This window comes from Microcoleus harperi Pol14_C6, assembly GCF_036701295.1.
GTDB lineage: Bacteria > Cyanobacteriota > Cyanobacteriia > Cyanobacteriales > Microcoleaceae > Microcoleus.
In genome coordinates, this window is the sequence record NZ_JAUBQN010000014.1 from 41,831 (window position 1) to 65,211 (window position 23,381).

Genomic DNA, 23,381 nt, shown 5'->3' on the forward strand with positions numbered 1-23,381 from the left:
TAATCGATCGCCCGATCGGGCAGAATATAAATACAAAGTTTTTAACTTAAAATTTCTAGGTTTTACTGAAGCGGTAAAGAAACCGCAACTGCTGGCTAGCAATGAGCACTGAAGAATATATCCGGCAAGCCAAAATTTATTTGAACCGGGGGAAGTTAACTGAGGCGATCGAGTTTTGCAAAAAGGCGATCGAACTTCAACCGTTTTCGCCCTCGGCTTACACGACTTTAGGCGAAATTCTCGAAGCTCAAGGCGATCCGACGGCGGCAAGAGACGCTTTTGTGCAAGCTTTGGAGATTTCGCCCCAGTTTTTTCTGGCTCATGCTTATTTGGGTCAACTTTACAGCGACTATTCGTGGCTGGATGAGGCGGTTTTTCACTACCGACAAGCTCTGGATTTGAAACCAGATTGGGCGGAACTTCATTATAACTTGGGAAATATTTTTCACAAGCAGGGTAATTTGTTGGGGGCGATCGAGTGTTACCGAAATGCGATGGCCCAAAAACCCGATTATCTCGATGCTTTATACAATCTGGCTGTGGTTTTAGATGAAAATAGTCAGCTAGAAGCGGCAATGGATACCTACCGACAGGTGATTGCCGTGGCGCCGGATTACGTGAAAGCTTACAGCAATCTGGGTGTGATTTTGCTCAAGGACGATCGGGCTGCTGAGGCGATCGAGCTTTACCAGCGGGCGATGGAGATTAAGCCGGATTGGGCAACGCTGCACAATAATTTGGGTCAAGCCTTGCTGGACAAAAGTCCGGAAAGGGCCATCGCATCTTACCTCACAGCTATTGAGTTGGAGCCGGACATGGTTTTGGCTCACTACAATCTGGGGAAAGCGTGGCAATTACAGGGGGAACATTCGGTGGCGCTTGCTTGTTTCGATCGCGCGATCGAGATCAATTCCGACTATATTGCGGCCTATACAGATGCCGGTTTTTCTTTGATGGTTTTGGGTCAAGTTGCGGAAGCCATGCCTTATTTTGAGCGGGCAATAGCTCTGAAGCCTAATTTTGTTGAGGCTTACTGCCGCTTGGGAGACAGGCGCAGAGTTGCGACGGTAGAAGATGATGAATTGTCAAGGGCGATCGCTGCGTGCGATCGATTTCTCACAGCACTAACTGGAAGGAAGAAGGAAGAAGGAAGAGGGAAGAAGGAAGAAAAAGAAACTATTCCCAATGCCCAATGCCCAACGCCCAATGCCGAATTACCAATTGCTGAAATTTGCGATAATTTAGCCGAAATTTACTTGCATTTGGGAAATGCTCTAACAGAGTACGGCGGGCACGAATCCGCCGCCGCTTATTATCAAAAAGCTTTGCAAATTCAGCCACAAAATGCAGAGCTTTACTGGCGCGTGGGAAATTCCTTAGCCCAGCAACAGCGGTTCAGTGCAGCAATTGCAGTTTACCGCATAGCTTTGACGATTCAACCTGCTTTACCGCAGGTTTATTTTGAGTTGGCTAAACTGCTGGAAAAACAGGGGCGCTGGGAACGAGCGATCGATTATTATCAAAAAGTTTTAGAGTTGCAATTGCACGGGTATGGAGAGCAGAAAGAGTGGAAAAAACAGAGTTTTATCTGGCCAGATAGCACTTCTATAAAACCTCCTCAGGGTATTTATTTATCGAGTTGGGATTGGTTGGTTAATGCTAAGTTGGATGGTGACAATTATGTGGAAATATTTTGGAAACTTGCACCAGAAGCAAGTCCAGAAAATATTCCGACTTCCAAATTTGCGATATCCAATTCCAAATTGGCAAATTCCGATTGTGCCGGGTTAACTTGCGGGCTGTGTTTGCAGCGACTTTCTAAGTGGTTCGATCCCGTACATTTGGGTTGGGGAGTGTGCCGTTTGTCCAACTCGCAACCGATACCTGTGCAGTCGCCCAAAACTTTTGTGGCTGCAATTCCCAACGGGCGAGTTTGGATTGTGCCACAAGAAAATTATTGGCTGATTTGCAAGGCGATCGCTGTAATTACTCCTGACAATTATTTGTTAGCTGATGTGTCGAGAGATTATCCGGGGTTTTTACCTGGATGTGAAAAGCATGATATTAGAAAACACAGCGTTTTTAAGTTAGAATCATTCCCGCCTCTCAAGCAAATTGACGGCAGCGTGGCGGTGCTTTCTGGTTTGTCGGGAAATGTCTATTTTCACTGGATGGTTGACGTTTTGCCGAGGATAGAATTGCTGAGGCACAGCGGTAGGGATTTGGCGGAAATTGATTGGTTTTTGGTGAATAGTTGTCAGCACCAATTTCAGCGGGAAAGTCTGAGAATTTTGGGGATTCCCGAAGAAAAAGTCTTGGAGAGCGATCGCTTGCCTCACATACAAGCAACCGAGTTGATTGTACCTTCTTTTGCGGGATATTTGGGCTGGCCTTCTGAGTGGGCGATGGATTTTTTGAGGCGCGAGTTTCTCAATGGAATTATACCTAGTTCTAGCTATCCAAAACGGATTTATATCAGCCGCAGCAAAGCAAGATATCGACGAGTTTTGAACGAGGAAGATGTAGTTGAGGTTTTGGAGAAATTTGGCTTTGTTTCTATTTTGCCAGAGTCGATGTCTTTGGCAGAGCAAATTGCTCATTTTTACCACGCTGAGGTGATAGTGGCTGCCCACGGCAGCGGCTTGACAAATACGATTTTTAGTTGCCAGGGAACTAAAGTAATTGAGTTGGTGTCGCCTCACTATATCAGCCATTATTACTGGGGAATCAGTCAATATTTGCAGTTGGAACACTACTTTTTAACGGGTGAGGCTTTTGAATGCTATCCTATTAGACAGTTGATGTATCAGAATTCCCTGACCGAGGATATTTTGGTGAACTTGAGTTCGCTGAAAAAGATGGTTGAAGTTGTGGGTTTGGGTTAGTTGGTGTCTGGAGCAAGTTTAATTATGCCCTCGATTGAGAAGATGGAAAAGGCAGCGGTTGATTTGAGTCGGCAAGCAGAAGTTTATTTAGCCGAAGGAAAGTTGAATGAGGCAGTTGCTGCTTGCGAGTCAGCGTTGAAAATTGAACCGAATTTGGCGACAGCTTGCCAGACGCTGGGAAAGGTGATGCAGGTGCGAGGGGAAATCGAGCAAGCTAAGCAGTGGTATGAATCGGCAATCGATCGCAATCCAAATTTGCCGGAAGTTTATGCTAATCTCGGCAGTTTGTATTCTCAGGGGAAACAGTGGGAAAAGGCGATCGTAAATTGTGAAAAAGCAATTTCGCTAGCTCCGAATTTTGCTGCTGTTTATCGGCAGTTGGCGAAAATTTGGACGCAGTTAGAGAAGCGAGAAGAGGCGGCAGACTGTTGGTATCAAGCTTTTAATATCGAGCCGAATTGGGCAACTGCTGAGGAACAAGTCACTCTGGGAAATAGTTTGGTTGAATTGGGCAAGTTCGATCGTGCTATTGAATGTTATTCGCGGGCAATTAAGTTAAACCCGAAGCTGGCAACAGCTTATCACAATTTGGGAGAAATGCTGGTTGGTCAGAAGCGGTGGGATGAGGCGATCGCCAATTACCGACAAGCCATTGCCATCAATCCAAATTCGTTTGAATCTTACCACAGTTTGGGTAAAACTTGGGCGGAGCGAGGAGAATTCGATCGGGCCATCGCCTGTTACAACAAAAGCCTCGAACTCAATCCCAAATACGCTCGTGCTTACGTGGGTTTAGGTAATGTTTTCGCGCAAAAACAGGACTTTGATGCAGCCATTAAATGTTACCGTCAGACTCTAGAAATTAATGATAATTCCTACTGGGCATACAATTGCTTAGGGGACGCTTTGGCTCACAAAGAACGCTGGTCCGAAGCTATTAGTTGCTACCGCAAAGCTATTGAAATAAATCCCAATATTCCTTGGTTTTATGTCAATTTGGGAATTGCCTTAACCTGCGAAAAATCCTGGGATGAAGCTGTGGCTGCTTTCCTGCACGCGGTTCAGATTGAGCCGAATTTGACTGGAATTAATCAGCGGTTGGGATATGTTTTGCGGAAGCGCAGCGAATCGGGTTTAGACAGCACAATCGAAACTTATTGTCAAGCTATTGAGGTACTGGCAAGCGGGAAAATTTACCACAAATTGCTGGGAATTGAGTTAGATGGAGCGGAGTTTTATATAAATTTAGGCAATAGTTTAGCAAAACAGAAGCAGTTGGAAGGTGCGATCGTATTTTATAGCATGGCACTGCAAATTGAACCCAATGCTGCGGAAGTTGTCGCCCAACTAAATGATGTTCGGGCAAAACAACAGGAGTTATACGCACAAATTGCCGCTTACCGCCACCAAATAGAAATCGATCCGGCTAATTCTAAGCCTTACAACGATTTAGGAAATATTTTACCGCAATTAGGGGAATTAGAAGAAGCAATTATTTGCCACCAAAAAGCCAGCGAATTGAGGGGTTGGCCTGAGTGTGCGTCAAAAAATTATCAATTTACCCAAGATTGGTTTACCCACAATATTCCTATTTGGAAACGGCATTTACAGGAATTGACCGGAATTGCGGATTTTCAAGTGGTGGAAATCGGCAGCTTTCAGGGAATGTCTGCTTGCTGGCTGCTGGATAATATTTTAACTCATCCGACGGCAAAGATTACTTGTATTGATTTGTATTTTCAACAACATTTTAAGGGCAATATTGTTAAAACGGGAGCAGCAGATCGGGTAATTGAATTAGAAGGTTACTCTCAAGAGTTGTTAATTAACTTGGCTGAGGAATATTACGATGTTGCTTACATTGACGGCTGTCACAAACCTACCAGTGCTCTGCAAGATGCGATTTTATCTTGGAGGTTGGTGAAAGTTGGGGGATTGATGATTTTTGATGATTACGAGTTTACGTTTCCCGACAGCCCTGAGCAAGATACAAAAATTGGCATAGATGTTTTTTTGGAGATGTTTGGAAGTCAGTTAGAAGTTGTACATAAAGGCTATCAACTGATTGTCAAAAAAATCGGCAATCAAAGTTTGGGCGAAGAGCAAACTCTGTTGTCTCTGGGTTGGGAAAAGTTGGGAGATATTGCGGCGAATTCGGGTTATTTGGATGAGGCGAGCGCCCGCTATCAAACAGCTATTAAAATTAAGTCTGGCAACTACTTAACTTACCACAAGTTGGGTAAAACTCTGCAAGAGAAAGAACTGTTTGACGAAGCTCGGGCCGCTTACCAACGGGCGATCGCACTCAACCCTCATTTCAGTTGGGCTTACCACTTTTTGGGGGAAAATTTGCAGGCGATTGAGCAACACGAGGAAGCCGCTTCTGCTTACCGCAAAGCTATTGAGTTAAATCCAGATTTTTGTTGGACTTACAACAATTTAGGCGATGTGCTGATGGAGCTTTCTGAGTGCGAGGAAGCTGCTGTTGCTTACCGCAAGTTAGTTAAACTCAATCCCGATTTCTGTTGGTCCTACGAAAGATTAGGTAGGGCTTTGGTTGCACTGGAAAATTGGGAAGAAGCTGCGGCGGCTTACCGCAAAGCTATTGAATTAAACCCCAATGATTGTTGGCTTTACAATAGTTTGGGGGAAGTTCTGGAATTACAAGAAAATTGGTCGGAAGCAGCCGGGGCTTTTGATCGTGCTATTGAGCTAGAACCTGAGCATAGTTGGCTGTACAAAAAGTGGGGTGATGCACTGCGGAATCAAGGGGAATTAGAAAGGGCGATCGCCATTTACGAAAAAGGCATAAATCTCGATCCCAAATCCTGTTGGTGTTACCAAGGATTGGGTTTGAGTTTAATTGCCAAACAGCAGTGGGAACCTGCAATCACTAATTTAGTTCAAGCATTGCAAATTCAACCCGATTTGTTTGAAGCTTACGATAATATAGGTTATGCTCTGGAACAACAAGGAGAAGTCGATGAGAGCGATCGGGCAAAATGCAGTAATCAAAATTTACCCTTAAGTGTTCTCAAAAAATACTGTGGGTTTACAGAAGATTTGACCGTTGCTGCAGAATCCAATCCGCACCTCGCCTGCATTGACATCCACCCTGCGAGTCAAATCTATTTATCTGATTCCAAAACAATCGATAGCAGCCACAGATTTTGGGAACATCAAAGTCATTCCAGAAAAGCTTTTGTTGCCGTATTGCGAAACGGAAGAGCTTGGGCAGATGTTGTGACTAGCGCTGTGATTACTTCAGACAATAAACTTGTTGCTGATATTTCAATGGGTTGTGCTGAATTGGTAATTACTTCCGGCAAATTGCCTCCCGCTGAACACGTCGATGGAAATATAGCTTTTTTATCGGCTCGCTGGGGTGGAGCCGCTTATTTTCATTGGATGTTTGATGTAATTACGCGATTTGACCTTTTGCAGCGCAGCGGATTGATAGAAACTATAGATAAGTTTGTTGTCAATGCCTCGGATTCTTCCTATCAAGCAGAAACTTTAGAGATTTTAGGAATTCCTCAAGATAAAATTTTAGAAAGTCGCTGCCATTTACACATTACCGCCGAAAAATTAATAGTTCCCTCAATATCTTATGACGGATCGGGGGCGGTTTCTAAATGGAAGTGTGACTATCTCAAACAGACATTTTTAAATGAACAAAAGCCAATAAATACAGACTATTCAGAGCGAATTTATATCAGCCGCCAAGAAGCATCCTATCGGCGAATCGTCAACGATGAAGAGGTAATTAGATATTTAGAAAAATTTGGATTTCGCAGTGTCAAGTTAGAAACGATGTCGATTGCCGAACAAGCATCGTGTTTGGCTGCTGCTAAAGTAGTTGTCGCACCCCACGGCGGGGGGTTGACTAATCTAGTTTTTTGTAATCCGGGAACTAAGGTAATTGAGATTTTTTCTCCCCTTTACGTTCCGCATTGTTATTGGATGATTAGCAATTTGTGCGGTTTGGAACATTACTATTTAATTGGTGATTTGGTTGATGATGAGACTCCGACAAAACCTTTACATAAGAATATGCGGTTGGATTTGAACTCGCTGGAAAAATTACTGACTATTGCAGGAGTTTTCCATGGATAATGACTACCACGCTTTGGGGAATTCCTTGCAAGAAATCGGTCGGTTTGATGAGGCTGTTGCTGCTTACAAACAAGCTATTGAATTAAATCCTAATTTTTCTTGGTCTTATCACAGTTTGGGCGATGTTTTGCTGAAACTTGAAAACTGGGAGGAAGCTGTCGCTGCTTACAAAAAAGCTGTTGAGTTAAATCCCGATTTTTCCTGGTCTTATCACAATTTGGGCGATGCTTTGCTGAAACTTCAGCAATGGGAAGAGGCTGCTGCTGCTTACCGCTGCGAGATTGCACTCAACTCGGATTTTGCTTGGTCTTTTTGCAATTTAGGGGACGCTTTAACTAAACTCAAACAGTGGGATGAAGCTATCGCTACGTATTTAAAAGCTATTGAAATTGACGGAGATTTGCCGGGACTTTACGAGAAGTTGGGATACGCTCTCCGACAAACAGAGTCGGATTTAAACTTAGTGTTAGAACAATCTCACTTGCAAATTACACCGGAAAATTGGGAGTTTTATTTGCCGTTAGGAAAGAATTTAGCCAAGTACGATCGCCCAAAAAGCGCAATAATTATTTACAAATTGCTATTGACAAATATACCGAGTTGTGCAAAAAGATCAGCGAAATTAGAGGATTTGTTGCAGCAGCAAGAAAAGTGCGTTAGCGCAGCCATTGAAGAGGATCGCGCATTAGCCTCATCTCGCGCAACTGTCGCCCAAAAACCCGATGATTGCTGGTCTTATTACAATTTAGGTGCTGTTCTGAGCCACCATAAATATTGGGAGGAAGCGGCGGCGGCATTTTTCCAAGCTATAGAAATAAATCCCGATATTCCTTGGTGGTTTTATTACAATTTGTGGGAAGTTTTTGTTAGGCAAAACAAGCTAAATGAAGTTGAGAACTTGTGCCGCGAAGTTGTTGCAGCTCAACCGGAGGCTTTTTGGCCTTATCTGAATTTGGGAGAAGCTTTGACGAGGCAAGGTAAAATTGCCGCAGCGATTGATTTTTATCGAACTGTCAGTTACAAACAAAGTTTTGCATCTCTTATCAGTAAGAGAACAGGCAAGATACCTGTTCCACAAGCAGATACAGGCAAGATGCCTGTTATACAAAATTGGAACTTAAAATCAGTCAAAGTTCCTAACTTTATAATTATTGGTTCTCAGCGGTGCGGGACGACTTCTCTGTATACTTATTTATCCAAACACCCGCAAATTTTGACTCCGATTAAAAAGGAGATGGATTTTTTTTCGTGGCACTTTGACAGAGGTATTGACTGGTATTTGGCTCATTTTCCGCCAATGCCGCAGGGAGAGCAATTTGTAACTGGCGAAGCAAGTCCGAGCTATTTTGACTGTCGGGAAGCACCGGAACGCCTCTACAGGCTGTTTCCAGAGGCGAAACTGATTGTACTTTTGCGAAATCCCGTCGATAGGGCGATTTCTCAATTTTACCGCTTGACTGGCTTAAATTGGGAAGCGCGATCGCTCGATCGGGTAATTAGCGATGAAATTGAACGGTTGAATCAAAATCCCGAATACATCATCGGCGAGGAACCGGGTAATTATTTAGCTCGCGGTAGGTACATAGAATTTATTAAAAACTGGCTGGCTTTCTTTCCTAGAGAACAGTTGTTAATTTTGAAAAGTGAAGATTTTTATGCAGGTGCGGCGGCTATAGTCCAGCAGGTTTTAGAATTTTTAGATTTGCCGGAATATCAATTGTCTGAGTACCAAAATGCTAATCCTGGTTCTTATCAGCCGGTTAATCAATCAATTCGCGATTGGCTGAGGGATTATTTTCGACCTTACAATCAGGAATTAGAGGAATATTTGGGGAGGCAGTTTGATTGGGAATAAAGTTTAGCTAAGATTAGAACAACTTGTAAGGAGGTAATACCGATGCTGACGAGCGAGCTAGATACGCTACTTAAGGAACAAGCACTCCAACGCCAAGATCCTGAAGATCGCTACATTACCGATAGCGCCAACTGGGAACAATACGAGACACTGCTGAATCGGATTGGAGATACAGCGGGATATCGAGTTACTTATTTAGATGGAGTTTTGGAAATTATGTCGCCTTCTCGCCGCCATGAAAGTCGCAAAACTGGCATTGGAAATCTGCTAGAAATTTACTTTGTAGAAGCTGACATCGAATATTTCCCTTTTGGGTCTACAACTCTGCGACAAGAGGAAAAAAGTGGCGGTACGGAACCGGATGAAGCTTACTGTATTGGCACAGATAAAGAATTTCCCGATTTGGTAATTGAAGTGATTGTTACCAGTGGCAGCATCAATAAACTAGAACTGTATAGAAGGTTGAATGTGCGAGAGGTTTGGTTCTGGCGAAATGACCGATTTTCTATCTACCATTTGCGAGAAGAAATTCCGGTTGAATTCGTGTCAAACTGCGGTTATGAATTAATCACACAAAGCGAATTGCTACCGGGAATTGATATCGATATGTTGACAGAATGTGTAAAAAATCCTCACCCGTTAGCAGCAGCAAAGGATTGGAGACAGAATTGCCGACCTACTTAAACAGCAAGTTTTAAATCTGCTAGCTGTCCCAAAGACAATGAACTGAGCGCGCGCGCCCAAGTCCGAGAAAAAACCCGCCTCCCCTTGACAAGTCATACTCGTTATGAGTACGCTATAGTCAGCAAAGGAATTTAACCCAAGTACCCAAGAATTTAAAATCATGCTGACGAACCAAGAAGGTCAAAGAGTACCCAAAGTCACCTTTCGCACTCGCAAAGACAACGAGTGGGTGGATGTCACCACGGATGATATATTTGCAGGTAAAACCGTAGTAGTATTCTCGCTGCCGGGAGCTTTTACTCCCACTTGTTCGTCAACGCACCTGCCCGGTTACAACGAATTGGCCAAAGTTTTCAAAGAAAACGGCGTAGATGAAATTGTTTGTATTTCGGTAAACGACACCTTTGTGATGAACGAGTGGGCAAAAGACCAAGAATCAGACAATGTGACGTTAATTCCCGACGGTAACGGCGAATTTACTCAAGGCATGGGAATGCTGGTAGACAAAACAGATTTAGGCTTTGGCAAGCGGTCTTGGCGTTATTCGATGCTGGTAAAAGATGGCGTGGTTGAAAAAATGTTTATTGAGCCTGATGAACCGGGCGACCCTTTCAAAGTGTCCGATGCCGAGACGATGCTCAACTACATCAACTCCTCAGCAGCTAAGCCGAAGCTAGTGTCGCTGTTTACAAAAATGGGCTGTCCCTTCTGCGCTAAGGCTAAGGCAATGCTGAGTCAAAAGGGCTTGGATTATGAAGAAATTGTCTTGGGCCGGGAGATCACAACTCGATCGCTCCGGGCTATGACTGGGGCTACAACTGTGCCGCAAGTATTTATCGACGGCAAGTTGATCGGTGGTTCCGAAGCCCTAGAGTCTTATTTGGCAGTTGCTTAGTTAAACCAAAATACTTAACCTGCAGGTGCCCGCATGCACACCTTACAACGAGTAAGGTGTGCACTGTGCGCCTTTGCCGTATTTTGCGGTATTTAGCCCGATCGAGCTTCGGAGTCAAAAAGTTCGATTGGTCTATTGATCCATTCTCGTGCAACAATTACTGGGGAAGTAATATTAAAAACGCAAGAAATGGGAGTTAACGATCGTGGATTTGAGTTTAGTATCGTCAAATATCTTAAATCCCCCAATATTAGCTTTTTTCATGGGAATGCTGGCAATTTTTCTCAAATCTGATTTAGAAATTCCAGCGCCCATCCCTAAACTATTTTCGCTGTACCTGCTGTTTGCCATCGGATTTAAAGGTGGCGTCGAACTGTCCAAAAGCGGAATTGACCAGCAAATAGCCCTGACAATTTTGGCAGCGATGCTGATGTCTATGCTAGTACCAATTTATACTTTTTTCATACTGAGAATCAAACTGGACTCTTACAATGCCGCGGCGATCGCAGCCACCTACGGTTCCATCAGCGCCGTCACATTTATTACCGCAACCTCCTTCCTCACAGCACAGGGGATCGACTTTGACGGTTACATGGTAGCCGCGCTAGCATTAATGGAATCCCCGGCAATTATAGTAGGTCTCATTCTAGTCAGTGTATTTGGCGGGGAAGAAGGAAAACGCGAAATAGTTTGGCCAGAAGTGTTGCAAGAAGCATTCCTAAACAGTTCAGTTTTTCTGCTGATTGGCAGCCTAATTATGGGCGTACTGACAGGAGAACATGGTTGGGAAGTTATGAGTCCGTTTACTCAAGACTTGTTTTACGGAGTTCTGACTTTTTTCTTACTAGACATGGGGCTGGTTGCAGCCAGCAGAATTAAAGATTTGCAAGAAGCAGGAGTTTTTCTGATCGGCTTTGCAATCCTAATTCCGATACTCAACGCAGTAATTGCTTTGGTAATAGCCAAATTAATCGGAATGCCGCAGGGAGACACTTTGCTGTTTTCCGTACTCTGCGCGAGTGCTTCTTATATAGCAGTACCAGCAGCCATGCGCCTAACTGTTCCCGAAGCGAATCCAAGTCTTTACATTTCAACTGCCTTAGCAGTGACATTTCCATTTAATATCATTGTAGGCATTCCCCTGTATCTATACGGAATAAATATGTTTTGGAGGTGAGATGATGGAGTCAGTCAAAAGAGTAGAAATCATAGCCCACTCAGTCGAACTAGGCAAGATTTTAGACGGTTTAGACAAAGCTGGCGTACCCGGTTATTCGGTGATCCGTGATGTCGCTGGAAAAAGCACTAGGGATCACGTTTCCCGTGATTCATCAATGACGGCGCTGGATAATATTTATGTGCTTGCTTTTTGTTCACCAGCTCAAGTTTCAGCAGTTGCAGAAAACATTAGACCAGTGCTCAATAAATTTGGTGGGTCGTGTTTTATTTCAGATGCGGTGGAATTGCTAATTACTAGATGCGTCGGGTAGTCATTAGTTATTAGTGATTATACCAATTCGGAAAAATTGAGCTAAACATAGATTCTACGCCATATGTTTAGGGACACGGCATTGCCGTGTCCTTGAGCGAATAGGCAACTTTCATCTTAGGCTTTGGTTCCCATAATCGCCACTGGTGAGAATGCCAATCCGTTTCGCCTTTTGGGTAACTTTTTTATTATTACTTTAGCCTGATTAAAAAAAGGCAATTTTGAAAATAATTTCTGTCTATTATAGCACTTTTACAAGTTGATAAAAATCAGCCATTAGCCATTAGTCAGCGGTCATTTCATGATTAATTGCCCTTCCCAGCCGGGGCAGAATTCAGAATTCTTAAGAGATAGAAAAGAATCAGTTGCAAAAATCCGTTAGCGTGGTAAATTCTAAGCCACAACAGGCGATCCTCTTCGTTGGCGTAGCCCCCGTAGGGGCGGGCTTCGCTAACGCCCGATCGACTAAGGACATTTTCAAGAGGAGTTTAAACATGGCTGCATTAAAAGTCGGCATCAACGGATTTGGTCGCATCGGACGGCTAGTCATGCGTGCCGGCATCAAAAACCCCAACATCGAATTTGTAGGCATTAACGACTTAGTTTCGCCAGACAATCTGGCTTATCTTTTCAAATACGACTCCACCCACGGCATTTACGACGGCGAAGTTGAAAGCAAACCAGACGGGATTGTCATTGACGGAAATTTTATCCCCTGTACAGCGATTAGAAATCCTGCCGAATTGCCCTGGGGTAAATCCGGCGCCGATTATGTTGTAGAATCTACCGGATTGTTTACAGATTTTGAAGGCGCATCAAAACACTTGACGGCGGGAGCAAAACGAGTAATACTTTCAGCACCCACAAAAGACCCGGAAAAAGTTCCAACTTTTCTAGTAGGCGTCAACCACCACAAATTTGACTCAGCCAAAGATACTGTTGTTTCTAATGCTAGCTGTACGACGAATTGTTTAGCACCAATTGCCAAAGTAATTAACGATAACTTTGGTTTGGAAGAAGGTTTAATGACTACAGTTCACGCGATGACAGCTACTCAACCAACTGTAGACGGGCCCAGCCAAAAAGATTGGCGGGGAGGACGCGGTGCGGCTCAAAATATTATTCCATCTTCCACCGGTGCAGCGAAAGCTGTTACTTTGGTGTTGCCAGAATTGAAAGGAAAATTGACGGGAATGGCCTTGCGGGTGCCAACTCCCGACGTGTCTGTAGTTGACCTTACTTTCAAAACGGCGAAGGAAACTAGCTATAAAGAAATTTGTGAAGCAATGAAAAAAGCTTCGGAGGGCGAACTCAAAGGCATTCTAGGATATACTGAGGATGCGGTGGTTTCGACAGATTTTCAGGGCGACGCGCGATCGAGCATTTTCGATGCAGGTGCGGGAATTGAACTGAATTCTAAGTTTTTCAAAGTTGTTTCTTGGTACGACAACGAGTGGGGTTATTCTAGTCGCGTGATAGACTTAATGCTGTCTATGGCCGAGAAAGACGGAATTTTGAATAATTAATTTTTTTGGGATGGCATTTTGGGCGGGTAAGCGTGTCCACCCCACACACCAATTCCTATGAATTTTTGTGGAACGGGCATCTTGCCCGTTCCTGATAATGTTATCTAATGTGAGTTAAAATTTTTTTATTTCCGATTCGATCGCGCTCATGTCTGAATTACCACCGCTGAATAACGAAACTATTTGGGCTATTCTCAACGAAGAAATCGACGATGCTGCCGTCAATCAGCTAGTTTGGCGGTATCTGGGCTACCGCTGCGATACCGAGACTGGCAAGTGGAACAGTACAGGTGTTGCGCCCGAATGGCGGCAAGAGTACCCGGAACCGCCGGATTTTATCGATTCTAGGCCGGCGACGGTGAAATTGACTCGATCGACTCCTCCAGAAAACAAGCAGTTGCTGAAGGAAAAATTGGGCTTTAAAGGCTATAAAATTGGGGAATTCGGGCCCAGACAGACTCGCAGGGCGACGATGGCTAATTGGTTGATGGGTTTTATGGAATCTGGGGCGTAAGAGGAATTTTTGGATGGCTGTGCGGTTCTTGCCACCTTTAGTCTGTCTCCTCTGCGTCCTCTGCGGTTCATTAACAAAAATTAAGCCTGTTGAAAGTCAAAAAAGACTACAAATCACCAATTCCAACCTCCTCACCCCTAACCCTGACATCGGGCTGTTCCGTAAAGTATCCTAGAGTCGGCACAAAACAACTGTGAGGAAAGCTTTATGAAAACAATCACTATATCTCGCTTAACCAGCATTTCCCTGGCTACCCTAATGCTAGCAGGCGTTTCAGTCAATGCGATCGCCACACCAGCCACCACCGAACCCACAACCCAAGTCGCCCAAGCAACGGCCAAAAAGCGCCTCGTAGTCATGGACTTCGACTACGGCCCCACCAACAGCTATTACACTTCCTACAGGGGAGTCGGCGCCGCCAAAGGCATCAGCGAACTGTTAATCAACGAACTCGTCAACAATGGCACTTATACAGTAGTCGATCGTAGCAAACTCGAACAAGTGCTCAAACAGCAAAATCGCAGCGGCGCGATGGATGCCGGCACAGCAGCCGAAATTGGCAAACAATTAGGAGTTGACGCCGTGCTCATCGGCACGATTACCAAGTTTAATATCGACAAACAATCCGGCGGCGGCAGCTTCATGGGAATCGGTGCCGGTTCACAAAAAACCAAAGCTACCGTTCAAATAGATGTGCGGTTAATCGGTACAGCTTCAGGAGATATTCTTGCCACCGCCAAAGCAGTTGGAGAAGCCGATCAAAGCGATTCTAATATTTCCGTTAGGGGTATTGGCGGCAATTCGGGCAGCAGCAATGAAGACTCACTTTTGAGCGCGGCAGTTGACAAAGCCGTATCCCAAATGGTGACTAAACTGGCAGAGGTATCTAAGAAATTAGGTTAGAAATTTTTCAAAATTTTTAGATTTTAGATTGGTAATTGTTAACTCCCCAATCTAAAATCTAAAAATTTTTCAGATCCTTGACCTGCAATTGTACCCGTTAATATTAGTTTTTTTTACGAATCTGCATTTTCCTTTATACTAAACTATATCCATTTCGCTCAATATACTCAAGCATTAACAGTTTAATTAGCAGTGGGACTTGATCCAGCATCAACGCATTTTCCCTTTTGAGTTGGGTTTAAGGCTAGGTTAGAGACTACTTTAGAAACGCCAGCTTGTTCTTGAATCCATCCGATTTCCCCCGGTTGCAGCTTGGCGCTTTCTACTTCAACTGTTGGCTTAACTGCCGGGGAAGGCGAGGGAGTTGTCACACCGGGAGGCAGCTTGGCGCTTTCTACTTCAACTGTTGGCTTAACTGCCGGGGAAGGCGAGGGAGTTGCCACACCGGGAGATGGATTCTGTGCCGGTTTTGAAACTTTAGAAAAATCTTTATTTGACTCGGGTTTGGGAGAGTTCGATCGCACTATTTCAGGAATCGAACAAACTTTCAATTCCAGCCAATTGCCTTGAGGTGTAAGCTGTTTGTTTGTCACCTGCAAAACGCTGCCGACTGGGACTGTTCCTTTGACAGTCAACTCACCAATTGCGACTCGCAAATCCAAGCGATCGCTCTCTTTTTCCACTTCCCCAGCCCCAGAACTTTTAATCTCTATAAACGAGCCGATTTCTAAAGATGTGACCGGAGAAGGTACAGATTCAACAGTTTTTTCTGGCTTGCTTCCAGGATTAATTAAACCGCCTTTGCCAAAAATCGACTCCCCGGCAGTATCGATCGCGCGACCCACCGGAGGGATGAAAAAATAAGCAAATACACCCCCCAAGCCTAATAAAAATAAAATTTTCAGCAGCAGCGAAAATGGGCTTTTGCTTTTGTCCGGCTGTAACAACTGTGTTTTTCCTTCAGAATTCCCATCGCCAAGGCTTGTGGGCCCATTCAAATCCGTTGGCATATCCTCGCTGTCGGAAATTAGTTCGATCGGCGTATCTAAAGGTGCGACAGACAGTTCTGTCAAAGTATTGCCGTCTTCCCTCAAATGTGCTTGACAGTGAATTAAAGCAACAGTGACGTTATCGTGACCGTTTCTAGTATTAGCAATCTCAATCAGCCGATCGCGCGCCTTACCCAAATTAATGCTACCGTCGAGAATTGGCAAAATCTCGGCTTCCCAACATTCCTCAACCCGATCTTTATCGCTCAAACCGTCGGAACACAGCAGCAAAACGCAGTCTTCATCCACCGGAAAACGCTGCACAGTCGGGTGCAAAGTGTTCGACGAAGTAATCCCCAAAGCTTGAATCAGAGCTCCGGCGGCCACTTGTTCCAAAGCATCCCGGTAGAGAGAGTAGCCCAAACGCACCTCGCGGCAAGCCACATTATCATCGAGAGTAACTTGATAGCAGCCGGTGCGGGTAATCCAGTAAGCCCGACTGTCTCCGACGTGGGCGACGTAGAGCTCGTGAATGTGGGCTAAACCCATAACTAGCGTAGTTCCCATCCGCTGGCGGCCTTGGCGGTGTTCGCTGTCGTTGCGACTGGCTATCTTGTCGTTAGCAGCACAAGCTGCCCGTTCCAGCTTGGAAGTCAGGCTCAACGGGTCCCAATTAGCCTGATGCAGGGGCATTTGCTGCAACTTGTCGCGCAGCACACCAATCGCTTCTTCCGAAGCGACTTCGCCACCATCTTGTCCGCCGATACCGTCGCAGACGATCGCGCAAGCTTCCGCACCTGGGCTTCCTGCGAACAGCGTACCGCTGGGCGGATAGCAAGCATCTTCGTTGTGAGCCCGGGATCTGCCTACATCTGTGCCCGTGGCAATTTCAACGTGACGATCGTAATATCGGCCGCACTTTGCCAAAGCTTTATCCAACTGGCCCATCAATTGTTCGCCGTGGCGCACTTGACCGGCAACCATTTGCTGGCAAAGTTGCCTCAAAAAATTAGCAATAGCCGGGTGAGCATCTTCGAGCCACTGCTGCCACAATTTGCCCAACTGCGACAAATGAGGCGGTTTGCGATCGGGCTGCAATTCCAGAAATCGGACCAATTGCCCTTCCACCCGCAACAGTTCTGGAGTCAGCAGGGTCGAAGCCACGCCCTGAGCGATACACGGCTGCCACAACTGGGCAATTTGCCACAGCCAATTGAGCTGCCGCATCGCTGCTGATCCTTTCCAGGAGTCCGCCAATTCCGGCATCAAAGATTCCGTCACCTTCAAAATAGGCCCGTTTTCCAGTAGCCAAATATCTCCCGATAGCTTGCTCATCTTGGACGATACCAGGCCGTATACTTGAGGTACGTGCAACTGATAGGTAAACAGTCTCAGATAAGGAGTGACAACACTCGGAATCTCTTCGGGCAGTTCCGGCAAGTGTTCGGGTTGGGTATCGACAAGAAGTCGATCGCGCTTGACCAAGTAGCGACCAGCGATCAGATCGCCTGGCTTACACCCTTTGATCCCTTCACCTAAAGCCCATAAGTAGTGTTTTGCCACAGAGTTTTGCATAAGGGTTCCTGACGCCTTTGGGCAAGCGTGCTGATCTGAACTATTTTAGCGATTGAACCTCGACGGGTTGATACGTGGCGATTATTTGACACTCCCGCTTTCTCAACAGACGCAGATTCTTAAGACTTTGCAGTCCTAATATCCTGATTTTTCAGGTTCCCGGGTTCACCACGTTTTCACTGTTGTGCGCGTAGTGATATCTGCTACACAAAACTTGGCTAAACTTATTTCAGTCTCACCATTCAATCGGGATTGCTCCTGAAGGGTCTGCTTCCTGCTTCACCCAAGGGAGTCGGCTCCTTCTTGTCCACAGGCGTTAATTCGGGTGTAGCCCACCCTAATCGAATTAATTTTAGTTGAAGATTTTAGCCATGAGTCATCCAATATTTTCAACCTATTTAACGAAACGCGGACTCCCGTTCGACCTTGTGACAGGCTGGTCAGTTTTGACTTGCACGCTCGGTTTACTCTCCCAGATAATTAAGCCTTGGTTTTTGGCATCGCTCTAATTCTACCACCCACAAAGGTTAACCAGTCAAGTTAAGTATGACTAACTTTAGTAAACTTTTTTGCTATTTAGTCCAACTCCTGACAATATTTTAGGCGTGACTTTCCCCCAGTCTAGGGGTAGGTTTTAATGTCTTGTACTGACACGAATAGTTTACCATTTTGTTGACGGCTGGATGAATCTTGCTATGAGCTTTCAGGGTTAGACGATCGTGTGACGCCCAAGTCCTCGGCTTGAAAGCACGATGTTTTCAGCATATTCCTGATAGTGGCAATTTCCGAAAAAATCGCGATCGTCAAGTGAATTGAGATTTTAGACTAACTATAATGGTAGGATGCTGGTACGTAGAAATCACTTGAGCCGATAGGTAAAAATAAATATCAATTCTCGGTTTTATCGCCAAGGGTCATCTGTGCCTCGCGCCCTAGTTTCGCAAGAGAAGTTAAATTTAACCCTACCCAAAGACGGATACAAGCCTGCAGATTCATCTGTAGAGTCAATCTAAAATCTAAAATCTAAAATCGACTGAGCGATGCCAGCCCCCGACAGTAGTCGTGGAGAGCAAAAAAAATGAGATATTAGTTGAAGCCCCCAGATTCATCTGTGGAAGCAATCTAAAATCTAAAATCTAAAATCGACTGACCGGCCTCTGCAAGCTGTTGAGTATTTAACCATGCCCCCACATGAACCCAGCGCCTTTCCCAAGAAGTTGCCCGATCCGAAGCTGCCGCCTGCTGTTGAAATAGACGAAATACTCACTAGCATTCAACATTCTCACAGTTTTTATTACAAAGTGATGAATCTTGAGGTTTGGGCCCTGGTGGAAACCTTGGATGGGATGTTTCCCGGCGCTTGGGGTCAGTTTATGACCAACCGCCAATTAGCAGTTAAACAGTTTTTGGAACGCGATCGCGTTCCAAATTCTCCGGTTGATGCTGGGAATGGGCGGGAGAAGTCCGATGACCGTCGGAAGAAGGAAGAAGCCGGGAGTCAGGAGTCAGAAAGAAGCAGGAAGAACCAGGAAGAAGAATAAAAGCAGATTTTCCCAATTCTCCCTATCTCCACCTTTCCTCTGTATCCAAGTCTAAATCCCCCTCAATCCCCAAAGCGAGAGACGAAACAGCACCCTCTTTTCCCCCCGTACTCCCCTGATTAAGAGAAGTAGGAGGGATCGAAACTCAGCTACAAGCGACATTTATTATGGGTTTCAATCTTAAGTTGACATAAATGCCGATCGCCCGATCGCCCTTACAGGTGAACTTTGGAATCAACTTGAGGCAATCCCATGCTGTAGTTGACAGCGCGGCTGTTGAGATTGTAGCTGATTTGGCCTTTTTGTAAGAGCGATCGTACCAAGTGTTCCAACTCCGAACCGATACGGCGGAGGTTGTACTCCGTCAAATCTTCGCCCTCGTATGCGTCTACGAGTTGGTCGAATTTGGCATATACCTGTTTGACTGACTCGTCGTTCCAGTTAAGTTCGTTATCTGGGTCAATGTCGAGGGTCAAAAGGTCATTGCTGGGTACGAGTTCGTTGTCTTCGAGGATGGCGGTGTATATGCGAATATGGCGGGTTGTTGACTTGAGCTGCATGAGTTCTTATGTGTAAAGATTTTTTGCTGAATTTATTGTAATGGCTGAGAGATACGCGGGGAGGGCGGGCGATCGTCAATTTCTCGGAATCCCAAAATATTTTAGTTGTTCGGTCGTCCAATTTTTGTAATAATCACTTTTCTCTAAAGCATCCGAAGCTGGCTTCAGCTTAGAATTTACTTGAACGGTGAAGCCCGGATACGGCATCCTCCTAGTATGAAGCCCGTCAATATTAAAATCTTCTTGGGGATGAGCGTGAAAAGCCAGCAAGCCCAACTCTGAAATCTGATTATTCAGTTTGTCTATCAATTCTTTAGTTTCTGGTGCACTAATTGCTGTTTTTTCTGGATTAATTACTACCATAATTTCAAATTCCGAATTGTAAAATTCATGAATCGATTTCATGATGGCAGAATCGCGATCGAACTCAGTCAGCGCTGAAAACCGCTCGATTTTGAATAAAATTTGATTAGCCAAGCGTGCCTTTTTAGCGAAGGGACAAATCGGTAAATCCCTGAAAACTGGATGCGGTAACTCGACAAACTCGGTCATCCATCTGAGGGTAGATTCTATAATTTCCGTGTCAGATTCATTCATCGACAATCTATGTATTTGATGTTTAATCCTCATCATACTTTATTTTTATGGAGGGCGATGCACACCATTGGTGTCAATTTAACGCTATTTCCCTCAGTCCGGCAGGGGTTTAAACCCCTGCCTCATAGCTTAAGTCCTCGCTATGAGGACTGAAGAACTCCTTAGTCCTCATAGCGAGGACTTTTGCTATTAGCCAGGGAATTCATTCCCTGGCGGACTTTCGGTTAAATTCACACCAATACATTGCCCACCTTACTGTTTAATATTGGCGATCGAATTTATTCGTGAATTGTCCCATCTGGCATAATTGCGCCTGCGAGTTTTGCCTTTTCCAGATTTACCGCCCCACTTAGGTTCGCTCCCTTTAGGTTGGCTTTTTCTAGGTTTGTACAATTCAAATCTGTACCGCGCAAATCGGCTGAGCTAAGTGTTGCCCCACTCAAATCTACCTGCACTAAACTTGAGCCGCAGAGATTAGCCTCAGTCAAATTAGCTCCACTCAATTTTACTGAGTAAAGCTGTACTCCCACCAGATTTACGCCTGTCAGGTTAGCACCGCTTAAGTTTGCATTGGCTAATTTTGTATCTTTCAAATCGGTTTGGCTCAGGTCGGCCGCAAGTAGGTTAGCGTACTCTAAATTTGCCTGTTTCAGATTTGCTCCACTCAAGTTGGCCACAGCTAGTTTTGCACCTCGAAGGTTTGCTTTACTCAAGTTAGCTTCACTTAGGTTTGCTGTAGTTAGGTCAGCACCCTTCAGATTTGCTTGACTCAAATTTGCTGCACTCAGATTCGCCTGAAGCAGTTTTGCGGCCTCCAAATTGGCTTTGGTTAAGTTTGCACCGCTCAAGTTAGCTTCACTCAGGTTGAAACAATTTAAGTCAACACCAGCTAGGTTTACGTTGGAAAGTGAAGCATCAGCAACGATTAAGTAAGCACCTGCTTTAACAGGGTCAAATCCTGTGGGGAAAATAGTCTGTGCGTTGCACAGCGCTTGTTCAAGTTTTGCTCCCTCAAGGTTTGCCCCTTCAAGGTTTGCCACGAATAGGTTAGTATTACTTAGGTTTGCATTACTCAAATCAGCATTCATCCATTGTGTTTGCCTCAAATTTAAGCCAGTCAAGTTTGCTTTACTGAGGTTAGCCCTACTGAAATTCGTCCCCGGCGACAAATTAACATCGCTGAGATTTACTCCACTCAAATTAGCTTCACTCAGGTTGGCATGAAGCAAATTTACTTCACTTAAATTTGCATTTATGAATTGTGTTTTCCCTAATTGTGCTGAGCTGAGATTCGCTTTGTTAAGGTTGGCATCACATAAATTTGCCTCACTCAGGTTAGCAACAGATAAGTTTGCTTGAGAGAGTTCTGCACCCCTTAGATTAGCGCTACTCAGGTTGACCTCAACCAGGGATTTTCCGCTCAGATTTACTCCGGCTAAATTAACTCCTGTAAAATCTCGTTCTCCCTGATTATACCGTTGCAAAAATTCCTCAGCAGTGATAGCTGGTTCCAGATTTTCTAGTGCAGAATCATCTATTTTTGCCTCTTCCTCAGATTCCGCAGTATCGGCATTTACAGGAGTAGCAGCAGCCTGTTCTACTGCTTCGCTAGATGCTGGAAGCGCTGTCTGATCGATCGCCTCTTCGCGCAATAACTTGTCCACCCGATCGCTAAACCGCCTCACAACCTCAGCATCATCAAGCTTCTCACCAGCAGTCGAGCTTTTCTCAACCGCATTCTCAACATAATATTTATCTACAAAACTTTGCAACCCAGCATTATATCCCTGTCCTACCGCCTGAAATCTCCATTCGCCATTCTTCTTATACAAACGTCCAAATTCTAAAGCCGTTTCTTGGGAAAAAATCTGATTTAAATTGTACCGAACCAATTCGCTAAGAGTCTCTGAATTGTAAAGCCGGATAAAAGCATTTTCAACTTGACTAAAACTTTGATTCTTTTCCTGTCCCTCGTGAATAGTCACAACAAACACAATTTCCTGAATCGCCGCATTGATTTTGCTCAAATCCAGATAAACCGTCTCATCATCTCCGTCTATTTGTCCCTTCCTGCTGTCTCCCGAATGTCGCACCGCACCGTCGGGCGATGTTAGATTGTTGTAAAATACAAAATACTTTTCATCGGGAATGCGACCGTCTGCCGCTAACATAAAAACAGATGCGTCAATGTCGCAGTTTTGTGCTGTCTGGCGGACTTGCCACCCCAGGGCGATCGCAATTTTACTGAAATTAGGACTTTCTTTAGAAAGATTGAATCTTTCACCCTTAGTTAATTCGATACTCATATGCGATAATTCCCTTATCTCATAAATGGTATTAATTATCTCATCTATGTTAACGCGATCGCAAATTGGATTTTATCTCGAAGACATCGAAACCCCAATTGGCAGAACCGTCAATTTAACTCTTACCGGACTAATTCTCCTATCTTCAACCAGCTTCATCGCCGAAACTTACCCGATTTCCGAAACGGTTAGAATTAATTTTCAAACTCTCGATACAGCGCTTTTAGTTATTTTTGTGTTTGAGTATTTATTGCGGCTGTGGTGTGCCGAAAATCGAGTTAAATTTATTTTTAGTTTTTTTTCAATTATTGATTTGCTAGCAATATTACCATTTTTGCTGGGATTTGTCAACGTTAGTTTTATCCGAATTTTTCGCTGGTTTAGAATTCTCCGACTCATCCGCTTTCTGGAATTAAAAATTTCTATTTTCCGCATCAGCAGCGAAGATGGGGTGATTTTTGCTCGGATTTTGTTTACTTTGCTGGCAATAATTTTTGTTTATTCTGGTTTGATTTATCAAGTCGAACATCCGGCAAATCCCGAAAGTTTTGGAACTTTTTTGGATGCTGTTTATTTCTCGGTTGTCACGATGACCACGGTGGGATTTGGCGATGTTACCCCGATTTCGGAATCCGGCCGTTTTCTGACTATTTTGATGATTTTGACGGGAATTGCTCTGATTCCTTGGCAATTGGGGGATTTGATTAAACAATTAGTTAAAAGTGCTAATCACGGAGAAGCTTTTTGTACAGGTTGCGGTTGGTCTGTACACGATGCTAATGCTAGATTTTGTAAAATGTGCGGCAGTCAATTAGATAATGGTTGACAGTTGACAGTTGACAGTTGACAGTTGACAGTTGACAGTTGACAGTTGACAGTTGAGTGCAGTACAGATAACCGGTAGGGAGACGGCATTGCGGTGTCCTATACTTCATAAATCAGGAAT

General features: G+C 44.5%; 16 protein-coding genes. 12 read left to right on the forward strand and 4 right to left on the reverse strand.

Annotated elements, in window-relative coordinates; all coding sequences use genetic code 11:
* Positions 1 to 101: 101 nt before the first annotated feature.
* From QUA27_RS12240 to QUA27_RS12285, 10 genes are all read left to right on the forward strand, one after another.
* Positions 102 to 2,885 carry a tetratricopeptide repeat protein gene (locus QUA27_RS12240; protein ID WP_333068242.1) on the forward strand — a complete coding sequence of 928 codons (2,784 nt, stop codon included), beginning with the start codon at positions 102 to 104 and terminating at the stop codon, positions 2,883 to 2,885.
* A 24-nt stretch (positions 2,886 to 2,909) separates the two neighbouring features.
* On the forward strand, positions 2,910 to 7,001 hold the full coding sequence (locus QUA27_RS12245) for a tetratricopeptide repeat protein (RefSeq protein WP_333068243.1): 4,092 nt from the start codon (positions 2,910 to 2,912) through the stop codon (positions 6,999 to 7,001).
* Positions 6,994 to 8,856 (forward strand): tetratricopeptide repeat protein, encoded by a 1,863-nt coding sequence (locus QUA27_RS12250; RefSeq protein WP_333068244.1) that lies wholly within the window; start codon positions 6,994 to 6,996, stop codon positions 8,854 to 8,856. The genes QUA27_RS12245 and QUA27_RS12250 overlap by 8 nt, the downstream gene beginning before the upstream one ends.
* A gap of 42 nt (positions 8,857 to 8,898) precedes the next feature.
* Positions 8,899 to 9,540 (forward strand): Uma2 family endonuclease, encoded by a 642-nt coding sequence (locus QUA27_RS12255; RefSeq protein ID WP_333068245.1) that lies wholly within the window; start codon positions 8,899 to 8,901, stop codon positions 9,538 to 9,540.
* Positions 9,541 to 9,700: 160 nt separating this feature from the next.
* Positions 9,701 to 10,435, forward strand: coding sequence for a glutathione peroxidase (locus QUA27_RS12260; protein ID WP_333068247.1), 735 nt, complete (start codon positions 9,701 to 9,703; stop codon positions 10,433 to 10,435).
* Between the two features lie 205 nt (positions 10,436 to 10,640).
* On the forward strand, positions 10,641 to 11,612 hold the full coding sequence (locus tag QUA27_RS12265) for a sodium-dependent bicarbonate transport family permease (RefSeq protein ID WP_333068249.1): 972 nt from the start codon (positions 10,641 to 10,643) through the stop codon (positions 11,610 to 11,612).
* A 1-nt stretch (position 11,613) separates the two neighbouring features.
* On the forward strand, positions 11,614 to 11,925 hold the full coding sequence (locus tag QUA27_RS12270) for a P-II family nitrogen regulator (RefSeq protein ID WP_223300725.1): 312 nt from the start codon (positions 11,614 to 11,616) through the stop codon (positions 11,923 to 11,925).
* 493 nt (positions 11,926 to 12,418) lie between these two features.
* Positions 12,419 to 13,450, forward strand: coding sequence for a type I glyceraldehyde-3-phosphate dehydrogenase (gene gap, locus QUA27_RS12275; RefSeq protein WP_333068251.1), 1,032 nt, complete (start codon positions 12,419 to 12,421; stop codon positions 13,448 to 13,450).
* Between the two features lie 148 nt (positions 13,451 to 13,598).
* Positions 13,599 to 13,964 carry a DUF1823 family protein gene (locus QUA27_RS12280; RefSeq protein WP_333068252.1) on the forward strand — a complete coding sequence of 122 codons (366 nt, stop codon included), beginning with the start codon at positions 13,599 to 13,601 and terminating at the stop codon, positions 13,962 to 13,964.
* 207 nt (positions 13,965 to 14,171) lie between these two features.
* Entirely contained in the window at positions 14,172 to 14,867 is a 696-nt protein-coding gene (locus QUA27_RS12285) for a CsgG/HfaB family protein (protein ID WP_333068253.1), read from the forward strand.
* Between the two features lie 182 nt (positions 14,868 to 15,049).
* Here the strand turns inward: QUA27_RS12285 and QUA27_RS12290 are convergent, their stop codons facing one another.
* Positions 15,050 to 17,431, reverse strand: a complete 2,382-nt coding sequence (locus QUA27_RS12290; RefSeq protein WP_333068254.1) for a PP2C family protein-serine/threonine phosphatase — start codon at positions 17,429 to 17,431, stop codon at positions 15,050 to 15,052.
* A gap of 1,181 nt (positions 17,432 to 18,612) precedes the next feature.
* Here QUA27_RS12290 and QUA27_RS12295 point away from each other — a divergent pair.
* Entirely contained in the window at positions 18,613 to 18,972 is a 360-nt protein-coding gene (locus QUA27_RS12295) for a hypothetical protein (protein WP_333068255.1), read from the forward strand.
* A gap of 215 nt (positions 18,973 to 19,187) precedes the next feature.
* Here QUA27_RS12295 and QUA27_RS12300 read toward each other — a convergent pair whose 3' ends face one another.
* The 3 genes from QUA27_RS12300 to QUA27_RS12310 all read right to left on the reverse strand — a co-directional run bounded on the left by QUA27_RS12300 (position 19,188) and on the right by QUA27_RS12310 (position 22,435).
* A complete protein-coding gene (locus tag QUA27_RS12300; RefSeq protein ID WP_333068257.1) occupies positions 19,188 to 19,532 on the reverse strand; it encodes an NAD(P)H-quinone oxidoreductase subunit M in 345 nt (114 codons plus the stop codon).
* A 75-nt stretch (positions 19,533 to 19,607) separates the two neighbouring features.
* Complete coding sequence (locus QUA27_RS12305; RefSeq protein ID WP_333068258.1) at positions 19,608 to 20,129, reverse strand: DUF1415 domain-containing protein; 522 nt, start codon at positions 20,127 to 20,129, stop codon at positions 19,608 to 19,610.
* A gap of 278 nt (positions 20,130 to 20,407) precedes the next feature.
* Entirely contained in the window at positions 20,408 to 22,435 is a 2,028-nt protein-coding gene (locus QUA27_RS12310; protein ID WP_333068260.1) for a pentapeptide repeat-containing protein, read from the reverse strand.
* Positions 22,436 to 22,460: 25 nt separating this feature from the next.
* On the opposite strand from QUA27_RS12310, the gene QUA27_RS12315 reads away from it, so the two are divergent.
* On the forward strand, positions 22,461 to 23,261 hold the full coding sequence (locus QUA27_RS12315; RefSeq protein ID WP_333068262.1) for an ion transporter: 801 nt from the start codon (positions 22,461 to 22,463) through the stop codon (positions 23,259 to 23,261).
* Positions 23,262 to 23,381: the final 120 nt, after the last annotated feature.

Coding starts and splice junctions, on each gene's coding strand:
- QUA27_RS12240 (WP_333068242.1), top strand. CDS start 102: ATGAGCACTGAAGAATATATCCGGCAAGCCAAAATTTATTTGAACCGG.
- QUA27_RS12245 (WP_333068243.1), top strand. CDS start 2,910: ATGCCCTCGATTGAGAAGATGGAAAAGGCAGCGGTTGATTTGAGTCGG.
- QUA27_RS12250 (WP_333068244.1), top strand. CDS start 6,994: ATGGATAATGACTACCACGCTTTGGGGAATTCCTTGCAAGAAATCGGT.
- QUA27_RS12255 (WP_333068245.1), top strand. CDS start 8,899: ATGCTGACGAGCGAGCTAGATACGCTACTTAAGGAACAAGCACTCCAA.
- QUA27_RS12260 (WP_333068247.1), top strand. CDS start 9,701: ATGCTGACGAACCAAGAAGGTCAAAGAGTACCCAAAGTCACCTTTCGC.
- QUA27_RS12270 (WP_223300725.1), top strand. CDS start 11,614: ATGATGGAGTCAGTCAAAAGAGTAGAAATCATAGCCCACTCAGTCGAA.
- gap (WP_333068251.1), top strand. CDS start 12,419: ATGGCTGCATTAAAAGTCGGCATCAACGGATTTGGTCGCATCGGACGG.
- QUA27_RS12280 (WP_333068252.1), top strand. CDS start 13,599: ATGTCTGAATTACCACCGCTGAATAACGAAACTATTTGGGCTATTCTC.
- QUA27_RS12285 (WP_333068253.1), top strand. CDS start 14,172: ATGAAAACAATCACTATATCTCGCTTAACCAGCATTTCCCTGGCTACC.
- QUA27_RS12290 (WP_333068254.1), bottom strand. CDS start 17,431: ATGCAAAACTCTGTGGCAAAACACTACTTATGGGCTTTAGGTGAAGGG.
- QUA27_RS12295 (WP_333068255.1), top strand. CDS start 18,613: ATGCCCCCACATGAACCCAGCGCCTTTCCCAAGAAGTTGCCCGATCCG.
- QUA27_RS12300 (WP_333068257.1), bottom strand. CDS start 19,532: ATGCAGCTCAAGTCAACAACCCGCCATATTCGCATATACACCGCCATC.
- QUA27_RS12305 (WP_333068258.1), bottom strand. CDS start 20,129: ATGAATGAATCTGACACGGAAATTATAGAATCTACCCTCAGATGGATG.
- QUA27_RS12310 (WP_333068260.1), bottom strand. CDS start 22,435: ATGAGTATCGAATTAACTAAGGGTGAAAGATTCAATCTTTCTAAAGAA.
- QUA27_RS12315 (WP_333068262.1), top strand. CDS start 22,461: ATGGTATTAATTATCTCATCTATGTTAACGCGATCGCAAATTGGATTT.